Annotated in this window: 5 protein-coding genes and 2 pseudogenes; 3 read left to right on the top strand and 4 right to left on the bottom strand. The window is 71.5% G+C overall.

All coding sequences use genetic code 11. From position 1 onward, the window contains the following. Positions 1 to 88 precede the first annotated feature (88 nt). From OG440_RS04760 to OG440_RS04745, 4 genes are all read right to left on the bottom strand, one after another. Positions 89 to 964: an SCO6745 family protein gene (locus OG440_RS04760; RefSeq protein ID WP_406005563.1), complete on the bottom strand. Its 876-nt coding sequence runs from the start codon at positions 962 to 964 to the stop codon at positions 89 to 91. A gap of 108 nt (positions 965 to 1,072) precedes the next feature. After that, positions 1,073 to 1,972 (bottom strand): YihY/virulence factor BrkB family protein, encoded by a 900-nt coding sequence (locus OG440_RS04755; protein WP_406005562.1) that lies wholly within the window; start codon positions 1,970 to 1,972, stop codon positions 1,073 to 1,075. A gap of 347 nt (positions 1,973 to 2,319) precedes the next feature. After that, positions 2,320 to 4,005: a ribonuclease J gene (locus OG440_RS04750; protein WP_406005561.1), complete on the bottom strand. Its 1,686-nt coding sequence runs from the start codon at positions 4,003 to 4,005 to the stop codon at positions 2,320 to 2,322. A 232-nt stretch (positions 4,006 to 4,237) separates the two neighbouring features. Beyond that, entirely contained in the window at positions 4,238 to 5,992 is a 1,755-nt protein-coding gene (locus OG440_RS04745; protein WP_406005560.1) for a PucR family transcriptional regulator, read from the bottom strand. Between the two features lie 498 nt (positions 5,993 to 6,490). Between OG440_RS04745 and OG440_RS04740 the strand changes: the two are divergent. The 3 genes and pseudogenes from OG440_RS04740 to uvrA form a co-directional block, all read left to right on the top strand. Beyond that, positions 6,491 to 7,696, top strand: a pseudogene (locus OG440_RS04740) (NAD(P)/FAD-dependent oxidoreductase); the annotation flags it as partial. A gap of 174 nt (positions 7,697 to 7,870) precedes the next feature. After that, positions 7,871 to 9,003 (top strand): annotated as a pseudogene (locus tag OG440_RS04735) (hypothetical protein). Positions 9,004 to 9,276: 273 nt separating this feature from the next. Then, on the top strand, positions 9,277 to 11,745 hold the full coding sequence (uvrA, locus tag OG440_RS04730; RefSeq protein ID WP_406005559.1) for an excinuclease ABC subunit UvrA: 2,469 nt from the start codon (positions 9,277 to 9,279) through the stop codon (positions 11,743 to 11,745). Positions 11,746 to 11,919 lie beyond the last annotated feature (174 nt).

The raw sequence follows: 11,919 nt of genomic DNA, 5'->3' as shown, positions 1-11,919 counted from the left end.
CGGCTCTCCGGCTCCCGTCTCCGCGCCTCGTGCCGAGTACCGCCTGCTTGCTGATTGCTGCTTCCCGCCTCGACCTTCGTGCGGAAGGTCAGCGCTTGGGCGTGGGGAGCAGATCCGCCGGGAAGGCGCCGGCGGCGAGCACGGTGCGCACGAAGACCGCGCCGAGCTCGGTCAGCCGGGCCACGCCGTCCGCGCCCAGGTGTTCGTACGGGGCGCGGTCCAGCCGGTCCGTCTCCCGCTCGATCTCCTGACGCAGCGCGCGGCCCTGCTCGGTCAGCTCCCCGTCGGCGTCCAGCAGGCCGCGCTCGCGCAGCCGGCCGACCGCCGCGTCCCAGTCCTCCCGGCTCCAGCCGCGGGTGGTGTGCACCCACTTCGGCGGCATGCCCTTGCCGGTCGCCGTGTGGGTCACCATCGCCTCCAGGCCGTCGAGCCCCGCGGCCAGCAGCACGGCGAGGTGTCCGTCGCCCCGGTGCTCGCGCAGCAGCGTCGCGGCGTGCCAGTACGCGAGGTGCGGCTCCTCGGGGACCGGCAGGTCGGCGTGGGCCGAGTACAGCGGCCGGGCGCTGCGCGAGCAGGCCTCGGTGGCGCGCAGGGCGAGCCGTGCCGCCTCCGCCATCTCCGCGGATTCGACCACGTCCGTGCCCAGCTGGCGCCTCAGCGTCGCGTCGACGGCACGCGTGCGCGCCGTGAGGACCTGGGCGGGCGTGGCCGACTCCCACACCGCGGGCACGTGCCGGGCGACGAGCGTGTGCTTGTAGTTGTAGAACGTCGCCGTCACCGCACCGGCCCCGACCGGCCCGAGCGCGGCCGCCCGCACCGCGAAGTTGACGGCATGCGGGTGGGTGACGCCGAGCGCGCCCAGCTCGCGGCCCACGTCGGGGGAGAAGTAGTGCGTCGCGTGCAGCGAGTTGAGGGTGCTGTGACAGTGGCGGCCCGCGCGCGGGTCCGGAGCGACGGTGGTCATGACGGGCACGATACCGACCGGTCGGTAACTTATCCAGGTCGACGGACGAGGGTCACACCGCCCGGCGGCCGAGTGACGGACTCGGCACGCGCGCTCGGTACTCCTGCCTCAGGCGGGAGCGGTGCCCCGATCGCGCGGCCCGGAGAGTTCCGCGGCGAACTGTGCCCCGGTCAGCAGGGCGAGGTTGGACAACCACAGCCAGACGAGGAAGACGACGACGCCCGCGAGCGAGCCGTACAGCCTGCTGTACGCGCTCAGCCCGGAGGCGTACCAGGCGAAACCCGCGGAGACGACGAGCCACAGCCCGGCGGCCAGAACCCCGCCGGGCAGACTGCTCCCGCGCAGGCGGGCCGGTTCCGGACCGGTGTGGAACACGACCACCACCAGGAGGGCGACCAGGCACAGCAACAGCGGCCAGCGCAGCACGCTCCAGGCCCAGGTCACGGTGGAGTCCACGCCCATGACCCGGCCCGCCGCCTCGGCCAGCGGACCCGTCAGCAACAGGATGAGGGAACCGGCGAGCAGCAGTCCCAGCAGAGCGAGGGCGGTCAGCAGGATGCGATGCGCCTTGCGCCAGGTGGAGCGCTGGTCCTCGACCCGGTGCATGTGGTGCAGGGCGCGGCGGAAGACGGCGAGATAACTGGAGGCCGACCAGAGCGCACTCGTCGTTCCGGCCACCAGCAGCGGCCAGGCCCCACGGTCGGCGCCCAGCGCACGGGACAGCACGGCGTGCAGGTCGGCGCCGGACTCGGCCGGCGCGTAGGCGGTGACGTGGGTGACGAACTCCTCGGCCGTGTCCGGGCTGATCAGCCCGAAAGCAAGGACGGTGACCAGCATCGCGGGGAGCACGGCCAGGATCGCGTAGTACGTCAGCGCCGCCGCGTAGTCCGTGATGTCGTCGTTCCACAGCGACACCGGCGTACGCCGCAGCGCCGGCCACCAGGCGGCGGTCGGTCGGGGCCGCAGGGCGCGGTGTGCGTCGCCGGTGGCGTACGGGTCAGCGGACACGGCACCTCCGGCGGGCCCGGGTCGCGAGGCGTGGGCGGATGCACGCGGCGTACGGCACAGCCGTGCCAACGGCGGCGCGGTCGTCGCACGCGATCGGTCCTGCGAACGGTGTGCTCATGTCCCTGCACATCTCCCCCGGATCCCGTCCCGCACACCGGGGCCGGGCCCGCTAAGTGGTCTCCACGCGCCACCACACTCCCGTGCGCCTGCCCGTGACCACGCCCGACCCCGATTCCCGGAACCGCGACGGGAACCGGGAGTCGGGGACGGTGATCAGAGATCGGGAACCGGGAACCGGGGACGGTGATCAGAGACCGGGAGCCGGGGGCATGCCGTCAGGCTGTGGCTCAGGCGTCGATGATGACCGGGATGATGAGCGGCTTGCGGCGGTGGGTGCGGAACGCCCAGTTCGCCACGGCGCGGGCGAGGAGCTGTTCGAGTTGCCGCGCGTCCCCGACACCTTCCGAGGCCGCGGTGGCCAGGGTCTTCTCGATGACGGGGATGACCGGCTCGAAGGTGGTGTCGTCGTGGACGAAGCCACGGGCCAGGAAGTCGGGGGCCTCCGCGAGGGCACCGGTGTCCGCGTCGACGATCGCCACCACGGTGACCACGCCTTCGGAGGCGAGGGTGAGGCGGTCCTTGAGGGACGCCTCGGTGGCGCCGCCGACCTCCATGCCGTCCACGTAGACGTTGCCGGCGGGGACCTTGCCGGTGATGGACGCGCGCCCGTCGACGAGGTCGACGACGACGCCGTCCTCGGCGATGACGACCCGGTCCGGGTCGACGCCGGTGCGGATGGCGAGGTCGCCGTTGGCCCGCAGGTGGCGCCACTCGCCGTGCACGGGCATGACGTTGCGGGGCTTGACGATGTTGTAGCAGTAGACGAGTTCGCCGGCACTCGCGTGCCCGGAGACGTGCACCTTGGCGTTGCCCTTGTGGACCACGTGGGCGCCCCACCGGGTGAGTCCGTTGATCACCCGGTAGATGGCGTTCTCGTTGCCGGGGATGAGGGAGCTGGCGAGCAGGACGGTGTCGCCCTTGCCGATGCGGATCACGTGGTCGCGGTTGGCCATCCGTGACAGCGCGGCCATCGGCTCGCCCTGGGAGCCGGTGCAGACCAGAGTGATCTTGTGGTCCGGGAGCTTCTCCAGCTCCTTCGTGCTGACGACCAGACCGGACGGGACCTTCAGATACCCCAGGTCACGCGCGATGCCCATGTTGCGGACCATCGACCGGCCGACGAAGGCGACCTTGCGGCCGTGCTGGTGGGCGGCGTCCAGGACCTGCTGGATGCGGTGCACATGGCTGGCGAAGCTGGAGACGATGACCCGGCGCGGCGCGGTGCGCATCACCTGCTCGATCGCCGGGTTCAGCTCACGCTCGGAGGTGGTGAAGCCGGGTACCTCGGCATTGGTGGAGTCGGTGAGGAACAGGTCCACGCCCTCCTCGCCGAGGCGGGCGAAGGCGCGCAGGTCGGTGATGCGCTCGTCGAGAGGGAACTGGTCCATCTTGAAGTCACCGGTGTGCAGCACCATCCCGGCCTTGGTGCGGATCGCGACCGCGAGGCCGTCCGGGATGGAGTGGTTGACCGCCACGAACTCGCAGTTGAAGGGCCCGAAGCCCCGCCGGTCGCCCTCCCGCACCCGCACCGTGCGCGGCCGGATGCCGTGCTCCTTGAGCTTGGCCTCCAGGAACGCCAGCGTCAGCTTGGAGCCGACGACGGGAATGTCGGACCGCTCGCGCAGCAGATACGGCACACCGCCGATGTGGTCCTCGTGGCCGTGGGTGAGCACGACGGCCACGATGTCCTCCAGCCGGTCCCGGATCGAGGTGAAGTCCGGCAGGATCACGTCCACGCCGGGCTGGTTCTCCTCGGGGAACAGCACGCCGCAGTCGACGATGAGCAGCTTGCCTGCGTGCTCGAAGACGGTCATGTTGCGGCCGATCTCACCCAGGCCGCCCAGGGCGATGACCCGCAGCCCTCCTTCGGGAAGGGGCGGGGCGGCTTTCAGCTCGGGATGCGGATGACTCATACCCTGACGTTACCCGGAGACGGGGACACTGTGATCCATTGCCCCCGCGATCTCTCTTCGACGAGGTGGTGGCGGCGACGTCTGTCGGGTGCACGAGGCAGATCCACTCGCGCACGCATGAGCCGGCGAAGCTGGGACATCGCGCGGCGGGGGAGCTCCACGAGGTACCTCTGCCACGCTCTGTGCGGGACCTCATCGGTCCACGGCCCGGCCCGGTCGTTCCGGTGGGGTATCAGCCGGGGCCGCCCAGGACGATCTTCCACACTCGGTTCGCCACCTGGAGATTGAGCCGGTCCTCGACGTCGGCCAGGTCGTTGCCGCTGATGTCGCGGATGCGCTGGAGCCGATAGCGCAGCGTGCTGCGGTGGACCGCGAGGGAGTCGGCCGTCTCGTCGTAGTTGCCGCCGCAGTCGAAGTACCGGGACAGGGTCTCCACCATGGTTGCCTGGTGACGGGAGTCGTAGTCGATGAGCCGCCCGAGCCACTCGTCGACGAACGCCTCCAGTTCCCGGTAATCGTTGCCAGGCCCCAGGATGCGGTAGAGGCCGAGCTCGTCGAAGAACATCGTGCCGTAGCGCTCGCGGGAGTGGCGGCGTACATCCAGGGCCCGCTGGGCCTCCTGGTAGCGATGAGGGATGTTCTCCAGGGCGTCGGAAGGGGCGCTCACCCCGATCGTTCCGGCCCGTGTCCCGGTCTCCTGGACGAGCGCCTCGTACAGCGCGCCGGCGTGCGGCCTGTCGTCGGCGACCAAGACCACGTGGTCGGAACGTCGGGTCAGCAGCGCGTGCATGCCCACGGGAGAGGCCGCCCGGCCCACGGTCCGCGCGAAGGGATCGTCCACGGTCCGGTTCGACCACTGCACGACCACGACATAGTGGCTGCGGCGCAGATCGTGTCCGACGGCCTCGGACCGGGCGTAGGCGCTCGCCTCGTCCGTCCCCGCCAGGAGGTCGTCGACCAGCTCGCGGTTCAGTCTCAGCTCCACTTCGGCCAGGTTGCGCAGGTGAGCCAGCTCCAGGGCGAGCGCCGCGGCGGCGTATTCCAGCGCGAGCACGGTGTGCTCGTCGGCCTCGTCCCGGACGTCGACCAGGGCGAGCACACCCAGGATCTCGCCGCGCCGACGGACCAGGGTGATCAGCCGGTCCTTTATCCGCACCGGTCCGACCTCCCGGGCGACGGCGTTCAGCATTTCGTCCTGTCGCACGGGGTCCGGTTCCGGATAGGGGTCGGGGCGGCTGACACCGGTCCAGGACCTCAGCCGACCGAAGCGGTCCTCGACGAGCGCGGGGAATCCGGTGAGCGCGTGCAGAGCCCGGGTGACGGCCTGCTCGCCGCCGCCCGAGGCGGCGACATCGGCCATGACAGTGTGAACGCCACGCTGGTATCCCCACTCGGCCACGACGGAGATCAGTTGCCGCTGGAGGGTTGAGCGTTCCTCCTTCAGGCGGCGCAGCTCCAGCGCGTCCTCACGTCGGCGGCGGTGTGCGAAGGCGACCGACAGAGCGGCAGCGGTGTGCCGGACGAGCGTGGCGAGCAGCGATCGCTCGGCCTCGGTGGGCCGGGAGCGGGACGTCACGACGAGGTAGCCGTGGAGTCCCTCGCGCCCGCGTAGCCCCAGGGCCCGGCCCCACTGCCTCCCGGGCACCGTCACGGGACCGTCCCTCCCGGCCAGCTCCCGCACCTTCCGGTCCACGGCCACGGCAGGGCCCGGGCCGTTCCTCGGGCTGGGGACCAGGTCGCCGCCCACCTCGAGGTATCCGGCCTCGGCGCTGTAAGGCCTCGCGGCGGCTATGTGGTCCATGGCCAGGCGCAGGATCTCGCCTTCGTCCGGACTGTCGAACAGGGCGTGGGAGAGCGCCATGAGTTCGTGGAGGGCGTGGTCGGCCGGAGCGGGTGGGCGGGGCTCTTCCCACGCGGCCCTGGTGGGCCCCCCGCCGGCGCCCCGCGGAAGGCCGCCCTCCCGGTCGTGCGCACGGCTGTCGCCCATGGGATCGCTCCGTTCCCCGCGATGTCGTCAGGGAGGCGAGTGATGTTTCGCGTACCCGCTCGTGGTCCGGTTCATCCAGAAGATTCGCATCAATCCTCTCGTACTCGTGGGGTGACCAGACCCGTACATGTCCGACCCGCCAGGCGCAGGCGTCGGGGGACCCGGCTCGCCACCCTGGACTGGAGATTCTCTGTGCGCGCAGGCAGAAGGCTGGGCGGCCGAGCGGCAGCGCGGGCCGGTCGCCTCGCGCAAGGCGCACCAGGAAGCGCACCCGCCGTTGATCATCCCTCTGACCATGGGTCTCCCCTTGAGAGGACGGCGATCACCGGGCGGGACGTCCGCTCGGGCGGGCGGGTGACCGACCGGATGCGCCACGGCAGGGCCGCCCGTCACGGCGAGCGCTGCGTACCCCGGGGTCCCGGTCGGCCGGCTGTCCGGCCTCGTGATCCGGCCCGACCCGGAGATTCCGCTCATACCCGAAAAACCTGATCCGGACGGGACACGGAGGCGGAGGCACTGCTGCGTCGGTTCGCCATCCGTCCCGAGGAGACTCCGGTGGTCGTCTGGAAGGGCGAGCGGGTGCTGCGCAATCCGAGCAACGCCGAACTCGCCCGGCTCATCGGGCTGCCCGCCCCGTCGCCGGAGGCCGGGCGATGCGACGTGATGGTGGTGGGCGCGGGTCCCGCGGGACTCGCGGCCGCCGTGTACGGCGCCTCCGACGGCCTCGCCACGATCACCGTCGACGCCGTGGCCACCGGAGGCCAGGCCGGCACCTCGTCCCGGATCGAGAACTACCTCGGCTTCCCATCGGGCATCTCCGGGGGCGAGCTCATCGAACGCGCGGTGCTCCAGGCCCACAAGTTCGGTGCTCGCCTCATGGTGCCGGCCCAGGTCAACGGGCTCACCCCGCAGGACGACGAGTACGTCGTCACCTTCACAGACGGGTCCCGGAGCCGGGCGGACGCCGTGGTCCTCGCCTCGGGAGTGTCGTACCGCAGGCTCGAAGTGCCCGGCATCGACCGTCTGGAGGGCATCAGCGTGTACTACGCCGCGACCGTCCACGAGGCCAGTCTCTGCCAGGCGGATCCGGTCGCCGTGGTCGGCGGCGGGAACTCCGCGGGGCAGGCGGCACTGTTCCTCGCGCACCACGCGTCCAGGGTCCACCTCCTCGTCCGGGGCGGTGACCTCGACGCGGACATGTCGCGCTACCTGGTGGACCAGGTGGAACGGCACCCGAAGATCGGGGTGCTGCTCCATACCGAGGTCCGGGGCGTCTGCGGGGAGGAGAAGCTGGAGTCGCTGATCGTGGAGGACAACGCGAGCGGTGAGCGCCGGGAGGTGCGGGCCGCGGCGCTGTTCGTGTTCATCGGAGCCCGGCCGCGCACGGACTGGCTCAGGGGTGTGCTGGCCTTGGACGAGAAGGGCTTCGTCCTCACCGGCGCCGACGCCCGGGCGGCGGCGGACGCGGCCCGTTGGGACCCGCTCGGCCGGGGCCCGTTGCTTCTGGAGACCACCCTTCCGGGGGTCTTCGCCGTCGGCGACGTCAGGAGCGGCTCGGTCAAACGGGTGGCCTCGGCGGCCGGTGAGGGCGCCATGGCGATCCGCCTCGTGCACGAGCACCGGGACCAGACGGGCAACCTGGTCCGCACCGCGGGTCCCGAGGGGCCTCGGCCGGTGGCGGGCAAGCCCGTGTCCTGGCGCTGACGCTTTCCCCGGCCGAATCCGTGGACGGCCCGATCCGCCACACGGCCGTCCTCCCCGGCGGCCGCCGTCCAGCGCACCGCCGGGGGCCAGCGTGTCACGCGGCGTCGATGATGCCTTCGGGACATCCTGTGGGCACATGTGATCGCGGGATCAGCCGATGAGAAGGGTCCAGTCATGCGCATGTCGCCCCAGGGCGTGACGGTCGTAGCCCTCCTGGCGGATCCGGACGCGCCCACGGAGATCGCGCACCGCATGGCCCGCACGCTTTCCGCGCGGCTCGCCGACAAGTCGGGTCCGGGGCGACGGTTCGACGTCGAGGTGGTCAGTGAGCCCTTCACCGCCGGGACCGAGGACCTGCCCACCCTGATGCGCCGGATCATGGACCGCGCAGAGGCGGAGAACTGGGACGTCCTCGTGGCCCTCACCGACCTTCCGCTGCACTCGCACGGGCATAAGCTCGTCGTGGATCTGAGTCACGAACACGGCTTGGCGCTGCTGTCCTTCCTACGCTGGGGGCCCTGCGGCTGCAGACGAGGGCCCGGCGGGCCGTGGAAGAGGCCGTGCTCGGCCTGTCGGGTGCGCCGGCCGTCGGCGCCGGAGGGCCGCCGCAGGGGCAGCCGCCCCTGGGACGCTTCGTCGGTCGTCTCGCACCGGTTCACCCGGGCACGGTCGGTGAGGAGGAGACCGCTGATCTTCGGTACGTCCGCAGCGGGCCGCGCGGATATCTGAGGGTGCTGGTCGGCATGGTCCGCGCCAACCGGCCGTGGCGCCTGGTGCCGGGCTTGTCGAAAGCCCTGGCGGCCGCCCTCGCCACGGGAGCGGTCGCCACCGTGAACTCCACCGTATGGAGCCTGGCCGAGGCCCTGAGCGCGCCGCGCCTGGTGATCGCCATGGTCGGATCCGTCGCGCTCATGATCGGTTGGCTGATCGTGGACGCGCAGCTCTGGCATCGATCGGAGGACGTCTCGCGGGAGGCGAGGCAGAGAGCGAGGCTCTACAACGCCTCGACCGTCCTGACCGTGGGCATCGGCGTGATCGTGTGCTACGCGGGTCTGATGGTCGTCAACCTGGTCTGGGCGCTGTTCATCCTCAACGACCGAGTGTTCGCTTCCATGACACGGACTCCGCTGGACTCGACGGATTACTGGACGTTGTCCTGGTTCGTCGCTTCGGTCGCGACGGTGGGGGGCGCGCTCGGATCAGGTCTGGAGAGCGACGAGGCGATCCGGGCAGCCGCCTACTCCAAGCGCGAACAGGAGCGTCGCCACATGCTCCAAGACGACGAGGACGATCATGTGGAGACCTGAGAGCCGGACATTCGCCGGTGGTCGATGTTCCTACCGTCCGACGATTCCGCTGATCGATCAGTGTGGTTGTTGCGCGCCGGAAGCGAAGCGGGCCCTGGACGCGTCTCCCCGAGAGCGGCCTCGGCCCCGCCCGGCGGGGCGATCCGCGCGGCCCGCGCTTCGAGCGCCTGGACTGCGAGGGTTTCCGCGCCGAGACGTCATCCCGCTCGTGTGAGCGGGCTCGGTGACGGGGCCTGCCGCGCGGTTCCCGGCGCGATCAGGTAATCAGGAAGGGTGAACGAGGACGCGACCGACGCCTTCGTGCATGTCCGGGGCGCCGGTGAGAACAACCTGCGGAACATCGATGTCGACGTTCCGCGGGACGCGATGGTCGCCTTCACCGGCGTCTCCGGTTCGGGCAAGTCCTCGCTCGCGTTCGGCACGCTCTACGCGGAGGCCCAGCGGCGCTACTTCGAGTCCGTGGCACCGTACGCCCGAAGGCTGTTGCAACAGGTCGGCGCACCGCACGTGCAGGAAATCACCGGACTGCCACCGGCCGTTTCCCTGCAGCAGCGACGTGGGTCGCCCAGCTCGCGCTCGACGGTCGGCACCCTCACCACGCTGTCCAATCTGCTGCGCATGCTGTACTCCCGCGCCGGCACCTATCCGCCCGGGGCCACACGGCTGGAAGCCGAGTCGTTCTCACCCAACACCGCGGCCGGCGCCTGTCCGGAGTGCCACGGACTGGGCGTCACGCACGACGTCGCCGAGGACCTGCTCGTCCCGGACCCCTCGCTGAGCATCCGCGAGGGGGCGATCGCCGCCTGGCCGGGCGCCTGGCAGGGCGCCAACCTGCGCAGTGTCGTGAGCGGCCTGGGGATCGACATCGACCGACCGTGGCGCAGGCTCAGGAAGAAGGACCGGGACTGGCTGCTGTATACGGACGAGCAGCCCTCCGTGTACGTCGAGCCGGAGGAGGGCCGCGTCGACTACGGCTACCAGGGCAAGTTCTGGAGCGCCCGCGAACACGTCATGCACGTCCTCGCCGACTCCAAGAGCGAGAAGATGCGCGAACGGGCGCTCCGGTTCGTCAGGAGTGTGCCCTGCCCCGAGTGTCACGGCAGCGGACTGCGGCCGGAGGCGCTCGCCGTGACCTTCGCCGGACGTTCCATCGCCGAGATCAACGCGATGCCGCTCGCCGAGGTCGAGGCGCTGCTGCGGCCCGTCGCGGGGCGGTCCGAGGCCGACGCCGCCACGTCGACCGCCCGCTCCGGGGAGACGACCGAGGTCGCGGTCCGGATCTGCGGCGATCTGGTCGCGCGCGTCGAGGTACTGCTCGACCTGGGCCTCGGATATCTCAGCCTCGGGCGCCGCTCGACGACCCTGTCGCCCGGCGAGGCGCAGCGCCTGCGGGTCGCCACCCAGCTGCGCTCGGGGCTGTTCGGCGTCGTCTACGTCCTCGACGAGCCCTCCGCGGGTCTGCACCCGGCCGACGCGGAACCGCTGCTGGACGTGCTGGACCGCCTCAAGGCGGCCGGCAACTCGCTGTTCGTCGTGGAGCACGACATGGACGTCGTACGGCGGGCGGACTGGGTGGTCGACATCGGCCCCGGCGCGGGCGAGGGCGGCGGACGCGTGCTGTACAGCGGCCCGGTCGCCGGTCTTGAGCGGGTCGGGGAGTCGGCCACGAGCCCGTACCTGTTCGGGCGCGCCCGGCCACTCGATCACCGCCCGCGCGCACCGCACGGCTGGCTGCGCCTGCGCGGCGTCTCCCGCCACAATCTGCACGGCGTGTCCGTCGACGTACCGCTCTGCGTACTGACGGCGGTGACGGGCGTGTCCGGTTCCGGAAAGTCGACTCTGGTGACGCAGGTGCTCGCCGAGGTCGTCCGCGGCCACCTCGGACTCGTACCCGAGGAGCCCGACGAGGCGCGGCTGGAGGTCGACGTCCAGGACGCGTCGGGGATCGAGTCGTTCGACCGGCTGGTCCGGGTCGACCAACGGCCCATCGGCCGGACTCCCCGGTCCAACCTGGCCACGTACACGGGGATGTTCGACGCGGTGCGCAAGCTGTACGCGGCGACGGACCAGGCGAGGGCGCGTGGCTACTCGGCCGGCCGGTTCTCCTTCAACGTGCCCGAAGGGCGGTGCGAGACCTGCCAGGGCGAAGGATTCGTCGCGGTGGAACTGCTGTTCCTGCCCGGCACCTACGCGCCGTGCCCGGCCTGCGAGGGCGCCCGGTACAACGCCGAGACACTGGAGGTCACCTACCGCGGCAAGAACATCGCGGACGTGCTGGCGCTGTCCGTCGACGCCGCCGCCGAGTTCCTGTCCGCCGTCCCGGCCGCCTCCCGCAGCCTGGAGACGTTGCGCGAGGTGGGACTGGGGTACCTGCGGCTGGGCCAGCCCGCGACGGAACTCAGCGGCGGTGAGGCGCAACGCATCAAACTGGCCACCGAAATGCAGCGAGCCCGCCGCGGGCACGCGCTCTATCTGCTCGACGAGCCGACGGCGGGGCTGCACCCCTCGGACATCGCGCTGCTGCTGCGACAGCTGCACCGGCTCGTCGACGCCGGCAACACGGTCGTTCTCGTCGAGCACGACCTGGACACGATCGCCACCGCCGACTGGGTCATCGACCTCGGGCCGGGCGGTGGCGACGCGGGTGGGCGGGTGGTCGTGGCGGGCCCGCCGGCCAAGGTGGCGAGGGCTCGCCCCAGCGCCACAGCGCCCTATCTCGCGGCGCGGCTCGCACGCTCCTGACGACGGCGCGAGGGGCTGAGCACCGGGCAGCCGGGTTCAGGGCGCAAGGCCGCGCGCGTCGACGCCTCCCTCGGACAGCAGCCCGGAGCCGGCTCCCGACAGGGTAGGTCGGCGGTCCACTCGGCATCAGTCCCGCACGGTGCGTCGCGCAGGAACCGAATCGATGGCCCACGG

It is taken from the genome of Streptomyces sp. NBC_00637, assembly GCF_045161545.1.
In the GTDB taxonomy this organism is placed as follows: Bacteria; Actinomycetota; Actinomycetes; order Streptomycetales; family Streptomycetaceae; genus Streptomyces.
This window is presented reverse-complemented; position numbering and strand designations above follow the sequence as displayed.

Bases quoted from the DNA above. Each gene is read 5' to 3' on its own strand.
- OG440_RS04760 (WP_406005563.1), bottom strand. From the start codon at position 964: ATGACCACCGTCGCTCCGGACCCGCGCGCGGGCCGCCACTGTCACAGC.
- OG440_RS04745 (WP_406005560.1), bottom strand. From the start codon at position 5,992: ATGGGCGACAGCCGTGCGCACGACCGGGAGGGCGGCCTTCCGCGGGGC.
- OG440_RS04750 (WP_406005561.1), bottom strand. From the start codon at position 4,005: ATGAGTCATCCGCATCCCGAGCTGAAAGCCGCCCCGCCCCTTCCCGAA.